The organism is Inhella proteolytica, assembly GCF_016093275.1.
GTDB lineage: Bacteria > Pseudomonadota > Gammaproteobacteria > Burkholderiales > Burkholderiaceae_C > Inhella > Inhella proteolytica.
In genome coordinates, this window is record NZ_JAEDAK010000007.1 from 24,367 (window position 1) to 48,661 (window position 24,295).

Here is a 24,295-nt window from a genome sequence, read left to right on the forward strand (position 1 = left end):
GCCGCGGCGGCGCGCGAGAGGGGTTTACTGGCCGAAGGGCAGGGCGCTGTACATGCCGCGCAGGCTGGCGCCGGCAAAGCCGGCGCGCGGCACCACGGTGACGTAGATCCAGCCCTGGCCGTTGGTGGGCACGTTCAGTTGCAGGGCGCCGCCGGCCTGGACTTCACCGCGCACCTGGTGATCCTGGGCGGTGGCCCAGCCCCCGGCCTTGGCGTAGACGTCGGCGCCGCCGCCGGCCACATCGGCCAGGCGGAACAGCACCTGGTTCCAGCCGGTGCCGCGCAGGTAGTAGTAACGCGCGCCGCTGTTGCCGGGCACCGCGCGGGCGCAGCCGTTGCCCAGCTCGGACTCGGTGGCCGCACGGCAGGGGCCCACGGCATTCGCGTCCACCAGGGGCAGGGTGCCCGGGCGCTGCGAGAGGCAGCCGCTGGACTGCAGCTGGCCGCCGCCCACGCACTCGTTCAGCCAGCGCGAGAAGTCGGCGTCCAGCTGCGTGCCCAGCCCCAGGATCTGCTGGCTGTAGCCGGCGTAGTCGGCCACGCGCGTCTTGGGCAGGAAGGCGTCCACCAGCTGCGGCTGGCGCTCCACCATGTAGCGGGCGGCCAGGTAGCCCCAGTTGTAGACGCGCGCGCTGCCGCTGTCGTAGCTGTTGCGCATGACTTCGCTGAGCGCCAGCGGGGCCGTCTGGGCGCGCGAGGTGGCGTCGGCATTGAAGCGGCGCAGATGGGCGAAGGAGACGTACTCGGCCAGGCCCTCGATCCACCACACCGACGAGGCGCGGTTCACGCCGTTGCTGAGCGGGTAGTCGTTGAAGCCGCCGCCCATGTTGAAGCGGCCGTCCAGGTAGTGCACGAACTCGTGGTTGAGGTTCCAGATCTCGAAACCGCTCAGCCACTCGGCGCGGTGGGCGATGAAGCGCGCCTGGTTGCCCGCCACCCAGGGGCTGCCTTCCAGGTAGATGCCGCCGTTGTCGGTGTTGTTGCCGAAGATGTGGCCCGAGAAGCGTTTGTATTGCTCCGAGCTGTCGAACACCACCAGCTCCAGGCTCTGGTTGTTGTCGTTCGGCACCGGGCGGCCCAGGGTGTTGAAGACGGCATGGAACTCGCCGGCCTGCTGGATCACCGATTCGCAGCTGGCCTGCAGCTGGGCCGGCGTCATGGCCTGGGCACGGATCACGTAGTGCGCATTGCAGGCGTGGCGGATCGGCAGCTTCTGCTGTTCCAGGGTCTGCGCGGCATTGCAGGTGCCGTACGAGGCGCAGTAGGGCGCGTCATAGGCGTCCACCATGTCGGCGGCGCGCAGCCAGATGTCGATGGCCTGGTCGTTGCTGGGCTGGAACTGGCCCATCTGCGCCACGCCCATCAGGCGCACGCCGTCCTTCAGCGCCGGGTGGCGCAGGAAGCGCAGCAGCTCGCCTACCGCATTGCGCAGGTGGTAGTCGTTGTCGGTGCCCAGCAGGCTGCGGTTGCGGCTCAGGAAGCCGTCGAGCGCGCGGGCGTAGCGCAGGTCGTTGCGCACCAGGGTGATGTAGGCGGTCTGTCCGTCGCCATAGAACAGGGTGTTCATGGCGGCCAGCAGGGCGTCGTTGTGCCAGTAGCCGGCCTGGGCGTGCTGCGGCTGGAACTGCTCGATCCAGCGCGCCGCGGCGGGTGCCAGCGCGGCGGCAAAGCCGGCCGGCACGGTCTTGAAGACCTCGGCCACCACATAGGCATTGGTCTCGTTGCTGTCGTAGAAGGCGGGCGCGGCGGCCAGCTGCTTCATCGCGCCCAGGGCCGCGTTCATCACGCTGCGCGAGGCGGCCGGCACGCCGGTGCTGCTGTTGCCGGTCTCGCTCAGGTACCACCAGTAGCCGGCCGTGCGCAGGTAGGAGAGCAGGTTCTTGACCTGGTCGCTGTCGGTGCCGGTGTAGTTCAGCGCGCGCAGGCGCAGGGTGTTGGCCACCGTCACCATGTTCTCGTTGCTGAACACGGTGCGGTGGTCGGCGGCGCTGCCGGTGTAGAGCTGGTACATGCAGCCGCTCAGCGCGGCCTGGTCGATGAAGGCGATCAGGTTCGCGCCGCTGCGGCCGCGGAAGTCGGCGGCCTGGCAGCTCTGGGCGGCCTGGGCCGATGCGCCATCCGCCAAGGCGCGGGCGGACAGGGCCGACTGCTGGCGCTTGCGCAGCTTGCTTTCGGCCGGCAGGGGCTGCGGCAGTTCGCCAATGCGCTCGCGGCTGGGCAGCAGGTCTTCGGCGCGGCGCAGCGGCAGCTGCGAGGGGTGCAGGCCCTGGCGCGCCACGTGCTCGCCCTGGCGCACCTGGCCCGGCTGGCTGGGGGCCTGCACCTGCAGGCTTTCGGCCTGGGCGCGGCGCAGGGTGGTGGGGTCTTCGGGGCGGGGCAGGCTGGCCAGCGCGGGCTGGCTCAGCAGGCCGGCGCAGAGCAGGGCCGCCGGCAGCCGCCAGGCGGAGGGGTGAGAAGGCATCGGGAACTCCGGGTTGGGGTGGCCAGAACGGCCACGGGAAACGCAAGCAGCCCGGTACTGCGCAAGCCGGGAAAGCGCGGTCGGCAGTCTGCGCAGCGGCCGCTTGTCTGTCTTGCGCTGCCCCGGCGCGCCAGCGCCCGAAATCAGCACAGGGGGTGATGCCGGTCAAGGCCGCTGCACGGCCATCGCCCTAGGCTGGCGGCCCCCTTGTCTTGCTGCCTGCACCATGTCCGAGCCCGCCGCCCCTGCTGCCGACCTCCTCATCGTGGGCGCCGGGCCGGCCGGCCTGGCCCTGGCCTGCGCACTGCACGACCAAGGCTGGCGCCCGCGCGTGCTCGAACAGCAGCCCGAGGCCGCGCTGGCCCAGCCGGCCGGCGACGGCCGCGAGATTGCGCTGACGCACCGCGCACGCCGCATCCTCGAAGGCCTGGGCCTGTGGCAGCGGGTGTGCGAGCAGGGCGAACCCGTGCCCCTGCGCGCCGCCAGCGTGCGCAGCGCCGGCAGCCCGCGCGTGCTGCCCTTCGCTTCGCCGGCCCACGAGGCGCTGGGTTGGCTGGTGCCCAACCAGCGCCTGCGCGCCGCGGCCTGGGCCGGTGCCCGCGCGCGCGGCATCGCCATCGAAACCGGCGTGGCCGTGCAGGGCCTGCAGCGCGATGAACAGGCCGCCACCCTGCAGCTGGCCGATGGACGCCAGCTGCGCGCCCCGCTGGTGGTGGCGGCCGACAGCCGCTTTTCCAGCCTGCGCCGCCTCGCCGGCATCCCGGCGCGCAGCCTGGATTTCGGCCGCTCCGCCCTGCTGTGCCCACTCACGCACGAGGCCGAGCACCAGGGCGTGGCGCAGGAATGCTTTCTGGCCGGCCACACCCTGGCCCTGCTGCCCATGGCCGGGCGCCAGAGCTCGGCCGTGTGGACGGTGCGCAGCGACGCCGTGCCCGCGCTGCTGAGCCTGAGCGAAGTCGAATTCGCCGCGCGCGTGGAGCAGGCCTGCGAGGGGCGCTTGGGGCCGATGCAGGTGGCCGGCGCGCGCCAGGTCTACCCGCTGGTGGCGGTGTACGCCGAGCGCTTTGCCGCGCACCGCTTCGCGCTGGCGGGCGACGCGGCGGTGGGCATGCACCCCGTCACCGCGCATGGCTACAACTTCGGTCTGTACGGCATCGAGACCCTGGCGCAGGAGCTGGGCGCGCTGCGCCGCGCCGGCGGCCGCGACCCCGGCGACGCCGTCGCCCTGCAGCGCTACGCCCGCACGCACCAGCGCGCCACCCGCTTCATCTTCGAAGGCACGAATGCCATCGTGCGCCTGTTCACCGACGAGCGCCCGCCCGCCATGCTGCTGCGCCGCGCCGTGCTCGATCTGGCCACGGCGCTGCCGCCGCTGCGCTGGGCCATCACGCGGCAGCTCACCGGCGGCTGAGCGGCCGCCTAGATCTGCACGCGCGTGCCCAGCTCCACCACGCCGTTGTCCGGCAATCTGAAGTGGCGCGCAATCGAGCCGGCGTTGTGGCTCATCAACCCGAACAGGCGCTCGCGCCAGCGCGCCATGCCGCTGCCGGGGGTCGAGACCACCGTCTCGCGGCTCAGGAAGTAGCTGCACTCGAAGGCCGGCAGGCCCAGCGCCTCGAGCGCCTGCGGCACATCCGGCGTTTCCATGAAGCCGTAGTGCAGGGTGATGCGCTCGAAGCGCTCGCTCAAGGGCTGGCGCTGCGCGCGCTCCGCCGCGGCCACCCAGGGGCGGGCCTCGGTCACCACCGTCAGGATCAGGTTGCGCGCGTGCAGCACCTGGTTGTGCTTGAGGTTGTGCAGCAGGGCCTGGGGCACGCGGCTCGGGTCCGCTACCGGGTAGACGGCGGTGCGCGCGGTCTGCGGCAGCTCGCTGCTCTCCAGCTGCGCCAGGAAGGGCTCCAGCTCCAGCCCTTCGGCGTGGATGCTCTCCATCACCAGCGCGCGCCCGCGCGCCCAGGTGCTCATCAGCACGAACAGGCCCAGGCCGAAGGCCAGCGGCGCCCAGCCGCCGTCGAAGAACTTGATTGCGCAGCCGGCCACCAGGGCCAGGTCCACCGTCACGAAGAAGGCCGTGGCGGCCAGGGCCAGCGGGCGCGGCATCTGCCAGGCGCGGCTGATGACCACATAAGTCAGCAGCGTGGTGATCAGCATCGTCAGCGTGACGGCGATGCCGTACGCCGAGGCCAGCGCCGACGAACTGCGCGCCAGGACCACCGCCGCCAGCACGCCCAGCAGCAGCGCGCTGTTCACGGCCGGCAGGTAGATCTGCCCCGAGGCCGCCGCCGAGGTGTGGCGCACCTGCATGCGCGGCAGAAAGCCCAGCGCGATGGCCTGCTTGGTGAGCGAGAACGCCCCCGAGATCACCGCCTGCGAGGCAATGATGGCGGCAAAGGTGGCCAGCACCAGGGCCGGCAGCAGCCAGGCGGCGCTGAAGAGCTTGAAGAAGGGGTTGGCCAGCGCGGCCGGGTCGCCCATCAGCAGCGCGCCCTGGCCCATGTAGTTCAGCGCCAGCGCCGGCAGCACTAGGCCCATCCAGGCCAGGCGGATCGGGCGGCGCCCGAAGTGGCCCATGTCGGCGTACAGCGCCTCGGCGCCGGTCAGCGTCAGCACGATGGCGCCCAGCGCCGCCAGCACGCCGAAACCGCGCTCACTCAGGAAGGCCAGGCCATGCAGCGGGTTCAGCGCCTGCAGGATGGCCGGCTGCTGGGCGATCTGCACCACGCCGCTGCCGGCCAGCAGCAGGAACCACAGCACGATCACCGGCCCGAAGAAGCGCCCCACCGCCGCCGTGCCATGGCGCTGCACCAGGAAGAGCCCGGTGAGGATGGCCAGCGCCGCCGGCACCACATAGGATTTCAGCGCCGGCGTCAGCACCTCCAGCCCCTCCATCGCCCCCAGCACCGAAATGGCCGGCGTGATGACGCTGTCGCCATAGAACAGCGTGGCCCCGGCCACGCCCAGCAGCAGCAGCGCCGCGCGCAGCCGCGGCTGCCCCGCCACCGCCTGGCTGGCCAAGGCAGTCAGCGCCAGCACGCCGCCCTCGCCGCGGTTGTCCGCGCGCAGGATCAGGATCACGTACTTCAGCGTCACCACCAGCATCAGCGCCCAGAACATCGCCGACACGGCCCCGATCAGGTTCGCCTGCGTCAGCGCCACGCCGGTGTGCGGCGAGAACACCTCCTTGACGGTGTAGAGCGGGCTGGTGCCGATGTCGCCATAGACGACGCCGAGTGCCGCCAGCGTCAAGCCGGCCAGGCCTTGGGCCGGGGTGGGATGGGAGGAATCCGAGGAAGACATGCGAACGCTTCGTGATGCGGGGTGCGAAGCGTCGCGGTGGGGGTGTCAGGAACGCATAAGGCTTGGGGGCAGCTTGCCAGCGCAACACACGATTGCCGGCGCTCTCAGAAGTCGGCGTTCCACCGACTGCTTGCCGCGAATCGAGCAGCTGTTCAGGTGGCTCCGCGGTCATAGGCGTACCTCTGCCTTGCCAAAATGGAGTCCTCGGTCTGAGGAAAGCAAAGGCTCTTTTGATGCTTCGACGAACGCTTGTGTGCCTTCCTGCGGCTGCTGCACTCCTTGCGGGTTGCAGCAGCCAGCGCCTCCAGCAGGGTGAAGCATTCGCTGCCTATCTCAGCTTCCTCTTTCGCGGTCTGCCAGCCCTCAAGGCACTGTCTGCCTGGGATCAACCGCCGTATTTCGAGGCCGTGGAAGCCGGTACTGGGCGCACCACGACTGGGAAGTACACGGAGCGGTTGGTGGTGAGTTCCCAGACCAGTGTGGAGTTCCGCCGCGAATGGAAAGACGCCGACGCGGCTCGCCAAGTTTTTCCGGATATGCACCCTTCCGCTGCAAAGAGCCTGATGCAGCGCAGCGAGGCAGCCCGCAGTCTCTACTTGCCGACGTCACGTTTGCCGCCCAAGTTGATTGTTGATCTGGTATCCCCACAGCTGATCCAAGACGCGTTGGGCCCGGGGGCGGACTTGAATGAACGCTGGAATCGCTTCTACGAGCGCTACCCGGAGTCTCGCGGCATTGCCCACTTTTCGGCGGCCGGTATCAGCGTCGACGGGCAACAGGCGGTCTTCACCTATGAGTTGGGCTGTGGGCCTACTTGTGGATGTGGCTACGCCGTTTTGATGCGCCGAGTGAAAGGGGCGTGGTGGGTGGAGGACCATCGAATGATGTGGATTAGCTGACCTCCAATCTCGGTGACTTGTGGCGCCAGGGAGGCGGTCGCTGTCAGGTTGAGCGAGGCCCGAACGGGATCGGCAGCTCCGCTTGAAGACGCTTGGTCGTCAGTCCTCCCCGTTGCTGTGCCCTTCAGAGCCGGTGGGCGCCTCCGCAGCTGCTGGCAGCTCACACTTTGGAGGAGCTGCGTGCCGCGCAGCGTGGCCGTGCTTATCGCTGCCCCATCGATGCGGGCGCCATCGATCACTCCCCGCGGCTCACCGCCCCCGCTCCCGCACCGGCACGCTCACGCTGCACAAATCCACATGCCCATGGCTGTGCACGAACCAGCCTTCGCGCCAGCGCCGTGCCTGCAGCAGGGCGGTCCAGCTCGGGGAGTCGGTGCGCAGCACCTCCACGCGCGGCCGCTCGGCTTCGGGCAGATCCGCTGCCAGACGCACCCGGGTGATCGGGGTGCGCTGTTCGGGCTTTTCGTAGAAGCCCAGCGCCGCGCCACCGCGTGGCAGGGACGAGAGCAGCTCGATGCCCTGCAGCACCCGGCCCACCAGGGGCACGTTCAGGTCCAGCCCGCGGGCCGGCGCGATCATGGCGTAGAGCTCGGCGCCGTTGCTGGAATCCACCGCCATGTCGCGCCCCGCGCCCACCATGCCGTAGCAGTGCGAGAGCCAGGCCTGGTTGCGCTTGGGATCCGCGGCCATCGGAAAGCCGTCCACGAATCCCTGCACCGGCGCCCAGCCATCGCGGTCCGGCAGGGCCTGGAGGGGCAGGCCCTTGAAGGGCACGGCGAACTCGATGCCGGGCTTGGACAGGCCGGGCGGCAGCGGCTTGGCGCCGCTCGGGTTCTTCTCGGCCTCGGGGTCGCCCCATTGGGCGACGTAGTTGTCCTGCACGCGCAGCACGGCCAGGCCGTCCCAGTAGGCGGCGCGGGCCAGGGTGCGGATGTTGGCGACATGGCGCGGCGCGAAGCGCGGCGCCAGCTCGATCAGCACGCGGCCCTGGGGCAGCTCCATCACCAGCAGGTTCTCGGGCGCGGGCTCGCGCCAGTCGGCCGCGGGGGCGGCGGCAATGACCTCGGCGCTGCTGCGCCAGGGCTTGGGCGGCGGGCCGGCCAGGGCAGGGGCGCTGGCCAGGGCCAGCAGCGGGAGCAGGGCAAGGGCGCGAGGCATGGGCGGCTTCCAGTGGCGAGGGGCGGCGCAGCATAGGGCGGCCAGCAATGAAGCCGATACAAAACCCGCCTAGGCTGCGCGGCCCGGCTGCCGCCCTCCATCCGCTTCATTCCTCTGCCTGAAGTCCATGCGCCTCTCTCTCGCACTTCTTGTCCTCGCCCTGGCCGCCTGTGCCGGCGGCCCGCCGCGCGCGCAGCCTGATGCAGCGCGCGTTGAAGCCTTTCGGGCCCAGGGTTGGGCAGCGGGTGCGGCCCTGCAGCCCGAGCCCGAGCAGCTGCTGCTGTGGGGCCAGGGTGATGCGGCCTTGCCCTACCGCCTGGCCCTGCCGGCGGCGCCGGGCCCACGGCCGCTGATCGTCTACCTGCCCGGGCTGGGCGAAGGCCCCGAGGCCGGCCAGCGCTGGCGCGAGGCCTGGGTGCGGGCGGGCTATGCGGTGCTGAGCGTGCAGGCCCTTGCCGAGGACGGCGAGGCCTGGCGCTCGCCGCTGGCGCGCCAGGGTGAGTTCGCGGCCCTGGCCGCGCACCACCAGGGCCTGCGCGGCGCGCGGCTGCAGCGCCTGGGCGCCTTCCTGGCGGCCTTGCCCACGGCCCTGCCGGCCCCATGGGCCGCGCGCCTGGACCTGCGGCGTGCCGGCCTGGCGGGTTACGACCTGGGGGCCGACGCCGCCCTGCATCTGGCCGCCCAGGCCGGCAGCGGCTGGGCGTGGCAGGGCTTGTTGCTGATCAGCGCGCCGGCCGAGGGGCCAAGCCCGGCGGCGGGCCTGCCGCTGCTGGGCATCAGCGGGCCGGGCGATGGCGACGCGCTGCGCGGCCTGGATGATGGCCGCGCGGCCGGGCGCGAGGCCCTGTTCCACCGGGCACCGCTGCTGTGGCTGCGCCAGCTCAGCCATCTGCAGTTCAGCGGCAGCGCCGAGGCGGAACGCGCGCAGTCGGAGGGGCGGGCGCAGGGCGGGGGCGGGGAGCATGGCGGGGCGGCCGGCGGGCGTGGGCGCCGCGGCGGTGGCGGCGGCATGCCGGCCAAGGGCGGCCGCACGGGTGGCGACGGGCGCGATGGACCGATGGCCCCTGTGCCCCCCGGCCTGAACGCCCACCAGCTGACCCTGCTGAGCCAGGAGCGCGTGGCCGTGCAGACGGTGAGCACCGCCTTCTGGGACGCGACGCTGCGCGGCGACACGGCGGCGCGCCAGTGGCTGCGCGAACAGGCGCCGGCCTGGCTCGCTCCGGTCGGGGAGCTGCGCGGCGGGCCGGCTCAGGACTCCGCTTCGACCAGCCGGTAGCCCACGCCGGGCTCGGTGAGCAGGCGCTGCGGGCGCGCGGGCTCGGCCTCCAGCTTGGCGCGCAGCTGGCCCATGTAGAGGCGCAGGTACTGCGTCTGCTCGGTGCACTCGGGCCCCCACACATCGGCCAGCAGCTGGCGGTGCGTGACGACCTGGCCGGCGCTGCGCACCAGGCGCGCCAGCAGCTTGAACTCGGTGGGGGTGAGGTGGCAGTCGGCGCCGTGCAGGCGCACGCGGTGGGCGGCGAGGTCCACGTCGAGGCCGCTATGCTGGTAGCGCGTCTGCGCCGGCTGCACGGCATGGCCGCGGTGGCGTAGCGCCACGCGGATGCGCGCCAGCAGCTCGCCGATGGCGAAGGGCTTGACGAGGTAGTCGTCGGCGCCGGCGTCCAGCAGTTCGATCTTGCCGCTCTCCTGCCCGCGGGCCGAGATCACCAGCAGCGGCAGCTTGCCGCGCCAGGCCTTGAGCAGCTCGCTGCCCTCGCCATCGGGCAGGCCCAGGTCCAGCAGGGCCAGTTCGAAGGGCTCGTGCAGGCGCTCGGCCGTCTGCCACAGGGCCAGCGCGTCGGCGCAGCTGGCGGCGGCCAGCACCTGGTAGCCCTCCACGCGCAGGGCCTCGGCCAGCAGGGCGCGCAGCGCGGTGTCGTCTTCCACCAGCAGCAGCTTCTTCATGGCGCGGCCTGCTCGGGCAGGGGCAGCGCCAGCTCGAAGCTGCTGCCGCCATGGCCGCGGGCGCGGTAGTGCAGCTCGCCGCCATGGGCGCGGGCGATGGCGCGGCACAGGGCCAGGCCCACGCCGGTGCCGCGGCCCTGCGCTTGTTCGCCGCGCTGGTAGGGCTCGAAGATGCGCTCGCGCTGGCCCAGCGGCACGCCGGGGCCGCGGTCGCGCACGGCCAGCTGCAGCTGCTTGCCGCGCTGGCGCGCGTGCAGCTCCACCGTGCCGCCGCCGCCATGGCGCAAGGCGTTGTCGAGCAGGTTGTCGAGCAGCTGCACCAGCAGCACGGCGTCGCAGCGCAGCAGCGGCAGGTCGGGCGCCAGGTGCAGCTTGATGCGGCGCTGCGGGTCGCGTTCGCGCAGGCGCTGCAGCACGCTGCCCACCAGCTCCTCCACCGATTCCCAGTCCAGGTTGAGCGCCAGGCCGGGCTGGCCCAGGCGGGCGAGCTGCAGGGCGTTGTCGGTCAGGCGGGCGAGTTGCTCGGCCTCGCTGACGATGCGCTCGGCCAGGCGCTGGCGTTGCAGGCCGTCGAGGCGCTCGGCCTGGTCGCGCAGGCTGGTGGCGGCGCCCAGGATGGTGGCCAGGGGCGTGCGGTGGTCGTGCGCGATGGCGGCCAGCAGGGTGTTGCGCAGGCGCTGGCTGGCAGCCTCTTCCTGCGCGGCCTGGGCGCTGGCCAGGGCCTGGGCGCGTTCCAGCGCCAGGCCGAGCTGGTCGCACAGGGCCTGGGCCTGCAGGCGGTCGGCTTCATCGAACTGCACCGGGCGTTCGCCCAGCGGCAAATGGGCGGCGCCATGGCAGGCCTGGCGGCCGCGCAGCGGCAGGTACCAGGCGTCTTCGTCCTCGTGGTGGCCGCAGCCCGGGCCGAAGGCCTGGGCCTGGGCCATGCACAGCGCAAGACCAGTGGCGGCGCCGGGCGTGGGCTGGCCGAGCAGCTCGCCGTCCGCCAGGCGCAGGCTCACCGGCCCACGCGCCAGCGCCTGCAGCTGCGGCAGCAGGGCGGCGGGGCCGGCGCCGTCGCGCAGGTGCTCGGCGAAGGCGCGCAGCTCCTCGCTGCGGCGCGCATGGGCCTGGGCGGTGTCGGCCAGGCGGCGCTGGCGCGCCATCAGCCCCGCCACCAGGGCGCTGGCGCCCAGCAGGGTCAGGAGCAGCAGCAGGTCTTGCGGGCGCTCCACGCGCAGGCTGCCCTGCGGGGGCACGAAACGCCAGTTGAAGGCCGCCACCGCCAGCACTGCCACGGGCAGGGCCAGGCGCGGCGGCCACCACAGCCCGGCCAGCAGCGCGCCCATCACCATCAGCAGGGCCAGATGGGCCAGTTCCAGCTGCGGCGCCAGCACCAGCAGCAGGGTCCAGCACAGAGCCCAGGTGGCGGCACCAGCCAGCAGGGGGCGCAGAGAGGGGAAGCGCATGGCGGCACCCTAGCAGGCCGGGCATCAGGATGGCATCAGGGCTGCATATTGGGATATTGGATCCAATGTATGTGGCCGCGGGCATACTCGCGCCATGAAGCCCATCCCCGCACTGGACCTGGAAGCCGCGCTGCGCTGGCAGCCCCCCGCAGGCTGGACCTGCATCGAGGCCCTGGACGCCCACACCGCCGGTGAGCCGCTGCGCATCATCCTGGCCGGCTGGCCGGACCTGGGCGGTGGCACGGTGCTGGCGCGCCGCCGCCGCGCCCGGGCCGAGCTGGAGCCGCTGCGCCGCGCCCTGATGTGGGAGCCGCGCGGCCATGCCGACATGTACGGCTGCGTGCTGATGCCGCCGGAGCGGCCGGATTCGCACATCGCCGTGCTCTTCACGCACAACGAGGGTTACAGCAGCATGTGCGGCCACGGCATCGTGGCGGTGGTGACGGCGGCCTTCCAGTGCGGCCTGCTGCCGCCCGCGCTGGCCCAGGTGCGCATCGACAGCCCGGCCGGGCTGATCGAGGCCGAGCCGGTGTGGAACGCCGATGGCAGCCGCGTGCAGGCGGTGCGCTTTCGCGGCGTGCCTTCGTGGGTGCTGTGCCTCGACGACACAGTGGACGTGCCAGGCCTGGGCCGGGTGCGCTTCGACATCGCCTACGGCGGCGCCTTCTATGCCTATGTGGAGGCCGGCCCGCTGGGCCTGGCGCTGCGGCCCGAGCGGGCCGGCGAGTTGATCGACGCGGGCCGGCGCATCAAGCAGGCGGTGGCGGCGGCGCGGCGCTTCGAGCACCCCGAGCACGAAGACCTGGGCTTTCTGTACGGCACGATCTTCACCGGCCCGGCCGAGGCGGCGGACGCGCACAGCCGGCAGGTCTGCATCTTTGCCGACGGCGAACTGGACCGCAGCCCCACGGGCACCGGCGTGTGCGGCCGCGCCGCGCTGCTGCACGCGCGCGGCGAGCTGGCGCCGGGGCAGGCGGTGGCCATTGAATCCATCCTTGGCACCCGCTTCGGCGTGCAGGCCGGCACCGAAATGCCGCACCATGGCCGGCCCGCGCTGCGGCCGCTGGTGGAAGGCTCGGCCTTCCTGACTGGCCGGCACCGCTTCTTCATCGACCCCGCCGACCCCCTGGGCGCCGGCTTTCTGCTGCGCTGATGCACCTCATCGACCGCCACGCCCTGGAGCAGGCCCTGAGCCTGGACGACGCCCTGGCCAGCCAGCGCGAAGCCTTTCTGGCCGACCGGCGCGGCGAGTACGAACAGCCGCCGCGCAGCCGCTTTGATTGGCCGAGCCTGGGCCAGCGCACCCTGGTGATGCCGGCGCTGCGCCGCGGCCAGCCCTGGCTGACATTGAAGATCGTGCAGGTCAGCGATGCCGGCGCGGTGACGGGCCAGCTCTGGGTGCTGGACACGCGCACGCAGCAGCCGCTGGCCTTGCTGGATGCCGAGCCCATCACCCTGCTGCGCACGGCCGCGGCCTCGGTGCTTTCGGCCCAGCTGTGGGCGCCAGCGGGCGCGCAGACCCTGGCCGTGCTGGGTGCCGGCGCGCAGGCTCTGGCCCATGTGCGGGCGCTGGCCGCTGCCGGCCTGGTGGCGCGGGTCCGCGTCTGGGCGCGCCGAGCCGAGCAGGCCGAGGCGGCGGCCGCGCAGTTGCGCGCCGAACTGGAGCTGGCGGTGGAGGCCGCCCCCAGCCCGGCGGCGGCGCTGGCGGGTGCCGGCCTGGTGTGCACCTGCACGCCGGCGCTTCAGCCCCTGTTCGAGGCCGGCGCGCTCGCGCCCGAGGTGCATGTGATGGCCATCGGCGCCTTCCGGCCCGAGATGTGCGAACTGCCGCCCGCCCTGTTCGCGCAGGCCGGCGTGCTGGTGGACCGCCTGGCTACCGCGCGCACGGAAGCCGGCGACCTGCTGCAGGCGCAGGCCCAGGGCCTGCTGGATTTCGAGCGTCAGGTGCGGGAGCTGGGCACGCTGCTGCTGCAGAGCGCGCCGGCGCGGCCGGCGCGCACGGTGTTCAAGTCCGTCGGCCTGGCGCTGCAGGACCACGCGCTGGCCTGCCTGGCGCTCAGCCGCCTGGGGCTGCTGCCTTGACGAGGCTCTGCACGAAGGCACGCGCCAGCGGCCGGAATTCCACGTAGCGCGGCACATGGCAATTGCCCGGCAGCAGCTCCAGCCGGGCCGGGCCGCGGAAGGCCTTTTGCAGGGCGCGGGCATGGGCCACGGGGGTGACGGGGTCCTGCTCGCAATGCAGCTGCAGCACCGGCACGGCCACCTGGGCGGCGGCGCGGTCGGCGCGGTGCGGGTCGCGCATCAGCCAGTCCACCGGCAGCCAGGGGTAGAGGCCGCGGGCGATGGCCAGTGCCGAGTCGAAGCCCGAATCGAGCAGCAGGCCGGCCACCGGCTGCTCGGCGGCCAGCATCACGGCCTGGGCGCTGCCGAGCGATTCACCGAACAACACGATGCGCGCGGGCGCGATGCCGCGGCGCTTGAGCTCGGCGTAGCCGGCGCGGGCGTCCTCGCGCCAGCCGGCCTCGCTGGGTTCGCCGCTGCTGCCGCCGTAGCCGCGCCAGCTCAGGGCCAGCACGCCGAAGCCGTCTTCATGCAGCGCGGCCAGGCGCGGGCTGCGCGCGTCCAGATTGGCGCCATTGCCGTGCAGGTAGAGCAGCACGGCGGCCTGCTCGTTCGGCGGTGCCAGCCACCAGGCCTGCAGGCGCTCGCCGTCGGCGGTTTGCAGGCGCAGGGTCTCGGCGGCGGCCGGGGCCTCGCGCAGGGGGTTGGCGTCGGGGTGGAAGAGCAGGCGGCGCTGACCCGTCCACACGCCCATGCACAGCACCAGGTAGACCAGGGCCGCGGCGGCCAGCAGCACGGCCAGGCTGCGCAGCAGGGTTTTCATCCCAGTGCCGGCCAGCCCTGGGTTTGGCGGTGCTCGTTGTCCACCGCCGCGGGGTCGATGGCGCCGTGGAAGAACAGCAGGCAGGGGGCGTCGGCAAACAGATCGCCATGCAGGCTGCCGGCCGGGGCGAACTGGAAGCCGCCCTCGGGCAGCAGCAGGTCGTCCATGAACAGCTCGCCCTCGACCATCAGGCATTCCTCGTCCAGGCCATGCGGATGGCCGGGCACGCGGCCGCCGGCGGCAAAGCGCGCCAGCAGCGAGATGGCGGCGCCTTCGCCATGCAGCGGGCAGATCTCCACCCCGGGGCGCAGCGGCTGCCAGGTTTGCGGCGTGTGCAACTGGGGCGCGGCGGGTGCCTGGAAGGGGCCGGCGGCGCCGTGCTCACGCCAATACAGGCGCAGCGGGCCCGTGGCGCTGGCGCGCAGGGGCGTGCCGGGGGGCAGCAGGGCGTGGCCGCAGGCGTGCAGGGCCTGGCCGTCCTCCAGCTCCAGGCGGCCGGCCAGCACCAGCAGTTCCAGCGCGCCGCTGCCGCGGCCATTCAGGCGGGCACCGGGGGCCAGTTCCAGCAACCAGCTGCCGCCATGCAGGGGGTGGGCCTGCACGCCTTCGGCCCAGGCCTCGGCTTGGCCCTGCTGCAGCGGGCGGCGGCGGGTGAGCATGGGGGCATTGGCGGCGCGCTGGCCGCGCACGCGTTCCAGCAGGCGCGCGCCCAGGGCGGCGGGCACGGGGCTGCTTTCGCGCAGCGCGGCACCCAGGGCACCCGCGGGCCCGGGCTCGGCGGCGCGGGCATGCGGCAGGGGCAGGGCCTGGCCGAGCGCGTCGAGAACGTCAGGGGCGTGGGCGGGCTTCATGGTGCGTCCCCCAGCAGGGGCTTGAGCGCGCCGAGGGCGCGCCGGATATGGGACTTGACGGTGCCGAGCGGCAGCCCGGTCTGGGCGGCGATTTCGTCGTGCGTCAGGCCGCGGAAAAAGGCCAGCGCGAGCAGCTGGCGCGGCAACGCGGCGAGCTGCTGCAGTGCGGCGTGCAGGGCGGCGTGGTGGCGGCTGGCTTCGAGCAGGCTGCCGGCGTCTTGCTCGGCGTCCTCGGGCGGTTCGAAGCCGTCTTCCTGCAGGGCGTCGAGCGAGACGGTCTCCTCGCGCTCCTGGCGGCGGGCGCGGTAGGCGTCGAGCGCGCGGCTGCGCGCCAGCGTCAGCACCCAGGCTTCGGCGCAGCCGCGCGTCGGGTCGAAGCGGGCGGCCTGGCGCCAGACCTGCCAGAAGCAGTCTTCCACCGCCTCTTCGGCGGCGGCGGCATCGCGCAGGATGCGCAGGGCCAGCGCGTGCACGCGGCCGGCCAGGGCCTCGTAGAGCTGGGTGAAAGCGGCCTCGCCGGCGGCGTCCTGCTCGGCCACGGCCAGCAGCAGGGTCTGCAGGCGCAGCGAGGCGGCGTCGCGCACGTGCGCGGCGCTGGCTTCTATTGGCGGTTGCAGGGCGGCGAACTCGTCCATTGAAAAGGCGCCCAGGAGCGCGGGCCAGAAGGGCCGCGCTGCGCTGTGTAGGCCGGTGAGCATGGCGGTCTCGCGATTCTCTCAGCGCCCCAGCATCTCGCGATGCAGGGGAGCGAGCTTGGCGAGCATGCGGTTCTGGTCCGCAAAGGCGATGCCGCGCGCCTGCATGGCGGCCTGCAGCACCTCCACCAGGGCGTTGAAGTCGGCCTTCTGCAGCTCCATGCCTTCGTGGGCGCTGGCCATGTCGGGGCCCTCGTACTTGCAGGGGCCGCCGGCCAGCTCGCACAGCTGCTCGGTGAGCTGGCTGGCCAGGTGCTGCGGGTCGGTCATCTTGAAGCGCCGGCCGATGCGCTCGTGCTGGGGCAGGCGGGCCACGAAGTCGTCCATGACAGCGCGGATGCCGGGCTTCTCGCCCCAGGCGCGGTAAAGGGTGTCATCGGCCCGGGCGGTGGTGCTGAGGGCGAGCAGCAGGGAGATCAGGAGCAGGCGCATGGCGGTCAGAAGCTGAGCTGGACGGACAGGTAGGCGCCGCGCTGGCGGCGCGGCTGCAGGGCCGGGGCGATGCGGCCCAGATCCACTGCGGCGGCGGTGAAGCTGAGGTGTTTGTTGGGCGCGAAGGCGAGGAAGGCGTCAAACCAGTCGTCCTCGGCCAGCGCGCCGGTGCCCAGCACGCTGCGGTTCAGCGCGTTCGGCTTGGCGCGCGCCTCCACGCCCAGCGCCAGCTGCGGGGCCAGCAGCAGCGCCACGGAAAGTTCCGGCTGCAGGCGCCAGCGGCGGTCTTGTGCGCCACCAAAACCCAGCAGGCCGTTCTGGTTGGCCCGCGTGGCGCGCAGCGTCAGGTTGGTGAGCAGGCTGTGCTGCAGCCAGAGCTTGGTGGCGGCGGCGTAGAGCTCGGTGTCGCTGCGGCGCGCGCCCAGCGGGCCGAAGAGCGTGGGGGCGAAGGCGCCCGCCTGGCTGCGGCGGTGCAAGGCGCCCAGGGCGATCTGGGGCATCCAGCGGTCGGCGTCCAGCACGGCGTCGCCCGCCACGCGCCACTTGGCGCCCAGGATGTCCTGCTCCAGCTGCAGCCCGCCCAGGCCCAGCGGGGCGAGGTTCTGGCGCGTGTCGAAGCGCTGGCGCGCGATGGAGAACTCCAGGCGTTCATCCCAGGCGACGGCCGCGCCGGCCACGCGCAGGCCGTAGTCGCTGGTGCGGGCGGCGGTGACGAAGGCGCTGCCGCCCCATTCGCCGGGGCCGGCGTAGCTGCCGGTCAGGGCCCAGGGTGTGAGGCCGCCGCCGGCGGCGCCGTCGATGCTGGATACGCCGCCGGTGAGCAGCAGCTTGCTGCCGGCCGCCTGGGCGGGCAGGCCAAGAGCGGCCAGGCACAGGCCGGCCAACAGAGGAAAGGGGTGCAGGTTCATGGTGAGCAGGAGGTGTTGCCAGCTGTTACGCCGGGCCTGCCCATTTGGATGCAGGCAATTCAGCTTTTGCCGCGAAATTCGCGCAGGGCTTCCAGATCCAGCACCCGCACGCCGCCGTATTCCACGCGGATGGCGTTGGCCTCCTGCAGGTGCTGCAGCGCCAGGTTGACCCGCTGGCGCGAGAGCCCCACCAGATAGGCCAGCTCCTGCTGGGTGATGCGCAGCAGACTGCCCACGCCGGGGTAGAGCTGGGGGTGGAACAGGGCGGCCAGGTTGCGTGCCACGCGCAGGTCGGGGTCGGTGCTGCGGTCGGTCTCGCGCGCGGCGATGAACTGGCCCAGGCGTTCGTTCAGCTGGTCCAGCACATAGCGGTTGAAGGCGATGGAGCGGCCCAGCAGGGCTTCGAACTGCTCAAGGGGCAGGCCCGCCACCACCGAGCGGCGCAGCGCCTGGATGTTGTAGCGGTAGGCCTCGCGCTTGAGCAGCGTGCCCTCGCCGAACCAGCCCCCCGGCGGCAGGCCGGCGAAGGTGATGGGCGGCATGCCGGTGGCTTCGTCGTTGCTCATCTTCAACAGGCCGTCCAGCACCCCGAACCAATAGGTGGCGGCCTTGCCCACGCGGCACAGGCGCTCGCCCGGCTCGGCCACCGCCACGTGCAGCTGGGGCGCGATCTCGGCCTGCTCTTCGGGCTTCAGCAGCGGCCACCAGGGAATGGCCGCCAGCTCCTCCGGCAAGGGAGGGCGGGCACGTTGACGCAGGGTGGGGGAGGCGGCGTCCATCCGGCCCATTGAACGCTGCGACACGTTCCGTTGCATCGGGGCGTTCCCGCCCCATTTCCTGGGGGTGGGGCGTGGGGGTAAGTCCTGCCCCGATCAAACCCGCGCTTTGTCGTCAATGCGACACCTGAACGTCAAAGCGGGCTCCCAGAATCGCGCACCGTTTTGGAGCTGGGCTTGGGCGCTGATTCCACCTTCCCGCATCTGCTGTTGGCGCATGCCGCCGCGCGCCCGCATGCGCCGGCCCTGCGCGAGAAGCAGCTGGGCATCTGGCAGACCCTGAGCTGGGCCGAGCTGCGTGACCTGGTGGGCGCCCTGGCCCTGGGCCTGGAGGCCGCCGGCCTGCGGCCAGGCCAGCACCTGCTGGTGCTGGGCGAGAACCGCCCGCGCCTGTACGCGGCCATGCTGGCGGCCCAGGTGCTGGGCGCCGTGCCGGTGCCGCTGTACCAGGATGCGGTGGCGGCCGAATACCGCTTCCCCGTCGAACTGGCCGAGGTGCGCCACGCGGTGGTGGAAGACCAGGAGCAGCTGGACAAGCTGCTGGAGTTGCGCTCCGAACTGGGGAACGGGCTCCTGGCACAGATCTGGGTGGACGATCCGCGGGGCCTGCGCCATTACCGCGACGAGGGCTTCGAGCTGCTGGACGCCCTGCTGGCGCGCGGCCAGGCCCTGTTCCAGGCCAACCCCCTGTGCCTGAGCGGCCGGGTGAACGAGCGCCGGCCCGAGGAAACGGCCGCGCTGTTCTTCACCAGCGGCACCACCGGCGTGCCCAAGGGCGTGGTGCACACCCACGCCAGCCTGCTGGACCGTGCGCGCGCCGGTCAGGCCTTCGACCGCCTGACCGAGCGCGAGGAGGTGCTGGCCTATCTGCCGCCGGCCTGGATCGGCCAGAACATCTTTTCCTTCGCGCAGTGGCTGCAATGCGGCTACGTCGTCAACTGCCCGGAGTCGCCCGCCACGGTGGCGATCGACCTGAAGGAGATCGGCCCGAGCTACTACTTCGCCCCGCCGCGCGTGTTCGAGGCCCTGCTCACCAGCGTCAGCATCCGCATGGAAGACGCCAGCGCCCCCAAGCGCTGGCTGTACGCGCGCTGCATGGACTGGGCGCGTGCCATCGGCCCGCGCCGCATGGCGGGCGAGCGGCTGGGCCTGGGCGAGCGCCTGCGCTACGGCCTGGGCGAGCTGCTGGTCTACGGGCCGCTGCGCAATGCCCTGGGCCTGAGCCGCGTGCGCGTGGCCTACACGGCCGGCGAGGCCATCGGCCCCGACCTGTTCAGCTTCTTCCGCGCCATCGGCGTGAACCTCAAGCAGCTCTACGGTTCGACCGAAACGGCGGTGTTCGTCTGCCTGCAGCCCGACCACGAGGTCCAGCCCGACACCGTGGGCGTGCCCATCGAGGGCGTGGAGATCCAGGTGGCCGAGGGCGGCGAGGTCTGGGTGCGTTCGCGCGGCCTGCTGCAGGGCTACTACCGCAACCCCGAGGCCACGGCAGAGGTGCTGACGGCCGAGGGCTGGTACCGCACGGGGGATGCCGGCTTCATCGGCGCCGACGGGCATCTGAAGATCATCGACCGCGCCAAGGACGTCGGGCGCTTGGCCAGCGGGGCGATGTTTGCGCCCAAGTACATCGAGAACAAGCTCAAGTTCTTCCCGCAGATCAAGGAGGCGGTGGCCTTTGGCGACGCCCGCGAGCAGGTCTGCGTGCTGCTGAACATCGACTTCGAGGCCGTGGGCAACTGGGCCGAGCGGCGTGGCCTGGCCTACGCCGGCTATGTGGACCTGGCGGGCAAGCCCGAGGTGCTGGAGCTGATGCGCGGCTGCGTCGAGCAGGTCAACGCCGACCTGGCACGGGACGAGCGCCTGGCCGGCTGCCAGGTGGCGCGCTTCCTGGTGCTGCACAAGGAGCTGGACGCCGACGACGGCGAGCTGACGCGCACGCGCAAGGTGCGGCGCGGCTTCATCGGCGAGAAATACGCCGTGCTGGTGGATGCGCTGTATGGGGGCTTGAACGAGCAGTTCATCCGCACCCAGGTGCGCTTTGAGGATGGTCGGGAGGGGGAGGTTTCCGCCACCTTGAAGATCGTGGACGCGAAGCGCTTCCCGGTGCTGGGGGCGGCGGCATGAGTGCGCAACCGGTCATCCTCGATGTCAAGGACATCTCCCTCTCCTTCGGCGGCGTCAAGGCGCTCACGAACATCAGCTTCGACGTCCGCCAGGGCGAGGTGCGCGGCATCATTGGTCCGAACGGTGCGGGCAAGAGCTCGATGCTGAATTGCATCAACGGCGTGTACCGCCCGCAGCAGGGCGAGATCACGCTCGGCGGCCGGCACTTCCATGCGATGAACCCGCGCCAGGTGGCCGAGATGGGCATCGCTCGCACCTTCCAGAACCTGGCCCTGTTCAAGGGCATGAGCGTGCTGGACAACATCATGACCGGCCGCAACCTGCGCATGAAGACCGGCCTGCTGGCCCAGGCCTTCCACTGGGGCCCCGCGCGGCGTGAAGAGATCGCGCAGCGCGAGAAGGTCGAGCAGATCATCGACTTCCTCGAAATCCAGGCCTGGCGCAAGACCCCCGTGGGCCGCCTGCCCTACGGCCTGCAAAAGCGCGTGGACCTGGGGCGCGCCCTGGCCATGGAGCCGCAGCTGCTGCTGCTGGACGAGCCGATGGCCGGCATGAACCTGGAGGAGAAGCAGGACATGTGCCGCTTCATCCTGGACGTGAACGACGAGTTCGGCACCACCATCGTGCTGATCGAGCACGACATGGGGGTGGTGATGGACCTCTGCGACCGCGTGGTGGTGCTGGACTACGGCAAGAAGATCGGCGACGGCACGCCGGCCGAGGTGCGCAGCAACCCCGATGTCATCGCGGCCTATCTGGGGACGGCGCACTGATGTGTAGCCCCCACGTCACTGCGTTCCTGCCCCCCGAGGGGGCCCAGGCCTCCCTTGGGGCGGCCCTGCGGGAGTCCTGATGGCCTTCTTCCTCGAAGCCCTCTTTGGCGGCCTGATGGCCGGCATGCTCTACGCGCTGATCGCGCTGGGCTTTGTGCTGATCTTCAAGGCCAGCGGCGTCTTCAATTTCGCGCAGGGCGCGATGGTGCTGTTTGCCGCGTTGGCCATGGCCCGGCTGTCCGAGTGGATCCCGGGCTGGACCGGGCTCACTGGCAAGCTGGCCGTCAACCTGCTCGCCTTTGCCGGCGCCTTCGCGCTGATGGTGGTGGTGGCCTGGGCGGTGGAGCGCTTGGTGCTGGCCAAGCTGGTCAATCAGGAGCCGATTGCGCTCTTGATGGCGACCCTGGGCATCGCCTACTTCCTCGACGGCTTTGGCCAGACCCTGTTCGGCTCGGACATCTACAAGATCGACGTGGGCATGCCCAAGGATCCGATCTTCCTGCTCGAGGGCCTGTTCGAGGGTGGGGTGCTGATCAGTCAGGAGGATCTGATCGCCGCCGGTATCGCGGCGGCGCTGGTGCTGCTGCTGGCCCTGTTCTTCCAGATCACCGCCACCGGCCGCGCGCTGCGCGCGGTGGCCGATGACCACCAGGCCGCGCAATCCATCGGCATTCCGCTGGAACGCATCTGGGTCATCGTCTGGAGCGTGGCCGGCTTCGTGGCCCTGGTGGCCGGCATCGTCTGGGGCAGCAAGCTGGGCGTGCAGTTCTCGCTCTCGCTGGTGGCACTCAAGGCGCTGCCGGTGGTGATCCTGGGCGGGCTGACCTCGGTGCCCGGGGCCATCGTCGGCGGGCTCTTGATCGGGGTGGGCGAGAAGCTGTCCGAGATCTATATCGGGCCGCACCTGGGGGGCGGCATCGAGATCTGGTTTGCCTACGTGCTGGCCTTGCTGTTCCTGCTGGTGCGGCCGCAAGGTCTGTTTGGCGAGAAGATCATCGATCGGGTCTGACCATGTTCTACCGAGAGAACGGCCAGTTCAAAACCTCCTACGCGGCGGATCAGCAGATCCTGCCGATCCGCCAGGACCGCTGGTTCCTGGCCCTGCTGCTGGGCTTCGCGCTCATCGGCGTGCCCCTGCTGGCCGATGAGTACCTGCTGCGCGCCATCCTGATCCCTTTCCTGATCCTCAGCCTGGCCGCCCTGGGCCTGAACGTGCTGGTCGGCTACTGCGGGCAGATCAGCCTGGGCTCGGGCGCCTTCATGGCCGTGGGGGCCTACGCGGCCTACAACTTCTTCGCGCGCGTGCCCGAGTTGCCGCTGCTGGCCTCACTGCTGCTGGGTGGCCTGTGCGCTACCGCCGTGGGCCTGCTGTTCGGCCTGCCCAGCCTGCGCATCAAGGGCCTGTACCTGGCCGTGGCCACCCTGGCGGCGCAGTTCTTTGCTGACTGGGCTTTCTTGCGCATCAAGTGGTTCACGCTGGATTCGGCCTCGGGCTCGGTGAGTGTGGGGGCGCTCACGGTGTTCGGGCTGCCGCTGGCCACGCCGCAGCAGCGCTACCTCTTTTGCCTGGTGCTGGTGACGCTGTTCGCGCTGGCGCTGAAGAACCTGGTGCGCGGGCACATCGGCCGCAGCTGGATGGCGATGCGTGACATGGACGTGGCCGCCGCCGTCATCGGCATCCGCCCCATGCACGCCAAGCTCTCGGCTTTCGCGGTCAGCAGCTTCGTCATCGGTGTGGCCGGCGCGCTCTGGGGCTTCGTGCACCTGGGCGCCTGGGAGCCGGCGGCCTTCAGCATCGACCGTAGCTTCCAACTGCTCTTCATGGTCATCATCGGCGGCCTGGGCTCCATCCTGGGTGGATTCCTGGGGGCGGCCTTCATCGTGGTGCTGCCGATTGCGCTGAACCAGCTGCTGCCTTGGGTGGGGCAGCTGGCCGGGCGCAGCGTGGATACCGCGCTGATCAGCCATGTGGAGAGCATGGTGTTCGGCGCGCTGATCGTGTTCTTCCTGATCAAGGAGCCCCATGGCCTGGCGCGGCTGTGGGCGACCGCAAAAGAAAAATTGCGCCTCTGGCCCTTCCCGCACTAGGAGACCCGTGATGAAGATGCTTGCCCTTGTTGCCGCGCTGTCGGCCGCCCTGCTCGCTCCGCCTGCCTTGGCCCAGGCCAAGGAGCAGTTCTTCCCGGTGCTGGTCTACCGCACCGGCGCCTATGGGCCCAACGGCGGCCCCTGGGCCAACGGCTACCTGGACTACCTGAAGCTCACCAACGCCAACGGCGGCATCAACGGGGTCAAGATCACCTACGAGGAATGCGAGTTCGGCTACGCCACCGACCGCGGTGTGGAGTGCTACGAGCGCCTCAAGGGCAAGGGCGCCACGGTGTTCCAGCCGCTCAGCACGGGCGTCACCTTCGCGCTGACGGAAAAGGCCCCGGTGGACAAGATCCCGCTCATCACCGCCGGCTATGGGCGCAGCGAAAGCCAGGACGGCGGCGTGTTCACCTGGAACTTCCCGCTCATCGGCAGCTATTGGATGGCGGCTGATGTGCTGGTGCAGCACATTGCCAAGCAGGCCGGCGGCTTCGACAAGCTCAAGGGCAAGAAGTTCGTGCTGGTTTATCACGACAGTCCCTACGGCAAGGAGCCCATCCCCATGCTGACCGAGCGCAGCAAGATGCATGGCTTCGACCTGAACCTGATCCCGGTGGCGCACCCCGGCGTGGAGCAGAAGAGTGCTTGGCTGCAGATCCGCCAGCAGCGGCCGGATTACGTGCTGCTCTGGGGCTGGGGCGTGATGAACACCGCGGCGCTGAAGGAAGCGCAGGCCACCGGCTTTCCGCGCGACAAGATGTACGGCGTGTGGTGGGCCGGCGCCGAGCCGGACGTGAAGGACGTGGGCGAGGGCGCCAAGGGCTACCACGCGCTGACCATGCAGCACGGCGTGCACCCGGACGCCAAGGTGGTCAAGGACATCCTGGCCAAGGTGCATGACAAGGGCCAGGGCACCGGCCCCAAGGACGAGGTGGGCCAGGTGCTCTACATGCGCGGCCTGATCTCTGCCATGCTGGCCGTGGAAGGCGTGAAGCGCGCGCAGGAGCGCTTTGGCAAGGGCAAGGTGATGACGGGCGAGCTGACGCGCTGGGGCCTGGAGAACCTGGCCCTGGACCAGAAGAAGCTCGACGCGCTGGGCTTTGCCGGCGTGATGCGGCCGGTCTCCACCAGCTGCCAGGACCACATGGGCTCGGCCTGGGCGCGGGTGCATACCTGGGATGGCAAGAAGTGGGTGTTCTCGTCGGACTGGCTGCAGGCGGATGAGGCGATCTTGAAGCCGATGGTGAAGCAGGCTGCCGACAAGTACGCGGCGGAGAAGAAGCTCACTCGTCGGACGCCGGCTGAGTGTCAGAGTTGATTTAGTGGGTGTTGCTGTGTTTGCGTTGCAGCCCGCAGGGGGCTTCACCCCCGCGACAGCTCGCTTGCAAGCGGGCTGTCCTTCGGCAGGGGTCGCAAGGCCCGCAGGGGCCTTGCTCGCTCCTGCCTCAGCCCCGTCCCGCATTTCTTTGCTGCGCCAAAGAAACGCGGGGCATCGAGCGGCGCCAACCCACACAGTCGCCCTAGGGGCGAACTGTGATGGCGGTGCTTGGGC

21 protein-coding genes are annotated in these 24,295 nt (G+C 71.3%); 10 read left to right on the top strand and 11 right to left on the bottom strand.

The window, feature by feature from the left end; genetic code table 11:
• Positions 1–24: 24 nt before the first annotated feature.
• Positions 25–2,460: a collagenase gene (locus I7X39_RS11370; protein WP_198111279.1), complete on the bottom strand. Its 2,436-nt coding sequence runs from the start codon at positions 2,458–2,460 to the stop codon at positions 25–27.
• Positions 2,461–2,686: 226 nt separating this feature from the next.
• Between I7X39_RS11370 and ubiM the strand changes: the two genes are divergently transcribed.
• Positions 2,687–3,871, top strand: a complete 1,185-nt coding sequence (gene ubiM, locus I7X39_RS11375; RefSeq protein ID WP_198111280.1) for a 5-demethoxyubiquinol-8 5-hydroxylase UbiM — start codon at positions 2,687–2,689, stop codon at positions 3,869–3,871.
• Between the two features lie 8 nt (positions 3,872–3,879).
• Here the strand turns inward: ubiM and I7X39_RS11380 are convergent, their stop codons facing one another.
• Positions 3,880–5,757, bottom strand: a complete 1,878-nt coding sequence (locus tag I7X39_RS11380; protein WP_198111281.1) for a potassium transporter Kup — start codon at positions 5,755–5,757, stop codon at positions 3,880–3,882.
• 233 nt (positions 5,758–5,990) lie between these two features.
• Between I7X39_RS11380 and I7X39_RS11385 the strand changes: the two genes are divergently transcribed.
• Positions 5,991–6,656 carry a hypothetical protein gene (locus I7X39_RS11385; protein ID WP_198111282.1) on the top strand — a complete coding sequence of 222 codons (666 nt, stop codon included), beginning with the start codon at positions 5,991–5,993 and terminating at the stop codon, positions 6,654–6,656.
• A 249-nt stretch (positions 6,657–6,905) separates the two neighbouring features.
• On the opposite strand, the gene I7X39_RS11390 is transcribed toward I7X39_RS11385, so the two are convergent.
• Positions 6,906–7,814: a peptidylprolyl isomerase gene (locus I7X39_RS11390; protein WP_198111283.1), complete on the bottom strand. Its 909-nt coding sequence runs from the start codon at positions 7,812–7,814 to the stop codon at positions 6,906–6,908.
• Positions 7,815–7,941: 127 nt separating this feature from the next.
• On the opposite strand from I7X39_RS11390, the gene I7X39_RS11395 reads away from it, so the two are divergent.
• The gene (locus I7X39_RS11395) at positions 7,942–9,090 is read left to right on the top strand and encodes a hypothetical protein (protein ID WP_198111284.1); all 1,149 of its coding nucleotides are present in this window, start codon (positions 7,942–7,944) and stop codon (positions 9,088–9,090) included.
• Here I7X39_RS11395 and I7X39_RS11400 read toward each other — a convergent pair.
• A complete protein-coding gene (locus I7X39_RS11400) occupies positions 9,063–9,761 on the bottom strand; it encodes a winged helix-turn-helix domain-containing protein (RefSeq protein WP_198111285.1) in 699 nt (232 codons plus the stop codon). The genes I7X39_RS11395 and I7X39_RS11400 overlap by 28 nt on opposite strands.
• Complete coding sequence (locus tag I7X39_RS11405; RefSeq protein ID WP_198111286.1) at positions 9,758–11,209, bottom strand: ATP-binding protein; 1,452 nt, start codon at positions 11,207–11,209, stop codon at positions 9,758–9,760. Before I7X39_RS11405 ends, I7X39_RS11400 begins: the two co-directional genes overlap by 4 nt.
• Positions 11,210–11,303: 94 nt before the next feature.
• Here I7X39_RS11405 and I7X39_RS11410 point away from each other — a divergent pair, with 94 nt between their 5' ends.
• Both I7X39_RS11410 and I7X39_RS11415 read left to right on the top strand, forming a co-directional pair.
• Positions 11,304–12,362, top strand: coding sequence for a proline racemase family protein (locus tag I7X39_RS11410; protein ID WP_198111287.1), 1,059 nt, complete (start codon positions 11,304–11,306; stop codon positions 12,360–12,362).
• Positions 12,362–13,291 (top strand): ornithine cyclodeaminase family protein, encoded by a 930-nt coding sequence (locus I7X39_RS11415; RefSeq protein WP_198111288.1) that lies wholly within the window; start codon positions 12,362–12,364, stop codon positions 13,289–13,291. The genes I7X39_RS11410 and I7X39_RS11415 overlap by 1 nt, the downstream gene beginning before the upstream one ends.
• Here I7X39_RS11415 and I7X39_RS11420 read toward each other — a convergent pair.
• The 6 genes from I7X39_RS11420 to I7X39_RS11445 are packed head-to-tail and all read right to left on the bottom strand — an operon-like array spanning position 13,266 to position 17,758.
• Entirely contained in the window at positions 13,266–14,093 is an 828-nt protein-coding gene (locus I7X39_RS11420; protein ID WP_198111289.1) for an alpha/beta hydrolase, read from the bottom strand. The two genes, I7X39_RS11415 and I7X39_RS11420, sit on opposite strands and share 26 nt — an antisense overlap.
• Positions 14,090–14,944 carry a cupin domain-containing protein gene (locus I7X39_RS11425; RefSeq protein ID WP_198111290.1) on the bottom strand — a complete coding sequence of 285 codons (855 nt, stop codon included), beginning with the start codon at positions 14,942–14,944 and terminating at the stop codon, positions 14,090–14,092. The genes I7X39_RS11420 and I7X39_RS11425 overlap by 4 nt, the downstream gene beginning before the upstream one ends.
• Positions 14,941–15,642, bottom strand: a complete 702-nt coding sequence (locus I7X39_RS11430) for a sigma-70 family RNA polymerase sigma factor (RefSeq protein WP_198111291.1) — start codon at positions 15,640–15,642, stop codon at positions 14,941–14,943. Before I7X39_RS11430 ends, I7X39_RS11425 begins: the two co-directional genes overlap by 4 nt.
• A gap of 18 nt (positions 15,643–15,660) precedes the next feature.
• The gene (locus I7X39_RS11435; RefSeq protein WP_198111292.1) at positions 15,661–16,071 is read right to left on the bottom strand and encodes a group I truncated hemoglobin; all 411 of its coding nucleotides are present in this window, start codon (positions 16,069–16,071) and stop codon (positions 15,661–15,663) included.
• Positions 16,072–16,076: 5 nt separating this feature from the next.
• Positions 16,077–16,979, bottom strand: a complete 903-nt coding sequence (locus tag I7X39_RS11440) for a DUF3034 family protein (RefSeq protein WP_198111293.1) — start codon at positions 16,977–16,979, stop codon at positions 16,077–16,079.
• Positions 16,980–17,038: 59 nt separating this feature from the next.
• Positions 17,039–17,758, bottom strand: a complete 720-nt coding sequence (locus tag I7X39_RS11445) for a Crp/Fnr family transcriptional regulator (protein WP_198111294.1) — start codon at positions 17,756–17,758, stop codon at positions 17,039–17,041.
• Positions 17,759–17,932: 174 nt separating this feature from the next.
• Between I7X39_RS11445 and I7X39_RS11450 the strand changes: the two genes are divergently transcribed.
• The 5 genes from I7X39_RS11450 to I7X39_RS11470 all read left to right on the top strand — a co-directional run bounded on the left by I7X39_RS11450 (position 17,933) and on the right by I7X39_RS11470 (position 24,061).
• Positions 17,933–19,879, top strand: a complete 1,947-nt coding sequence (locus I7X39_RS11450) for an AMP-dependent synthetase/ligase (protein WP_198111295.1) — start codon at positions 17,933–17,935, stop codon at positions 19,877–19,879.
• Positions 19,876–20,652, top strand: coding sequence for an ABC transporter ATP-binding protein (locus I7X39_RS11455; protein WP_198111296.1), 777 nt, complete (start codon positions 19,876–19,878; stop codon positions 20,650–20,652). Before I7X39_RS11450 ends, I7X39_RS11455 begins: the two co-directional genes overlap by 4 nt.
• A 79-nt stretch (positions 20,653–20,731) precedes the next feature.
• Positions 20,732–21,661, top strand: a complete 930-nt coding sequence (locus I7X39_RS11460; RefSeq protein WP_198111297.1) for a branched-chain amino acid ABC transporter permease — start codon at positions 20,732–20,734, stop codon at positions 21,659–21,661.
• A gap of 2 nt (positions 21,662–21,663) precedes the next feature.
• Positions 21,664–22,740 (top strand): branched-chain amino acid ABC transporter permease, encoded by a 1,077-nt coding sequence (locus I7X39_RS11465; RefSeq protein WP_198111298.1) that lies wholly within the window; start codon positions 21,664–21,666, stop codon positions 22,738–22,740.
• Positions 22,741–22,750: 10 nt separating this feature from the next.
• Positions 22,751–24,061 (top strand): ABC transporter substrate-binding protein, encoded by a 1,311-nt coding sequence (locus I7X39_RS11470; RefSeq protein WP_198111299.1) that lies wholly within the window; start codon positions 22,751–22,753, stop codon positions 24,059–24,061.
• Positions 24,062–24,295 lie beyond the last annotated feature (234 nt).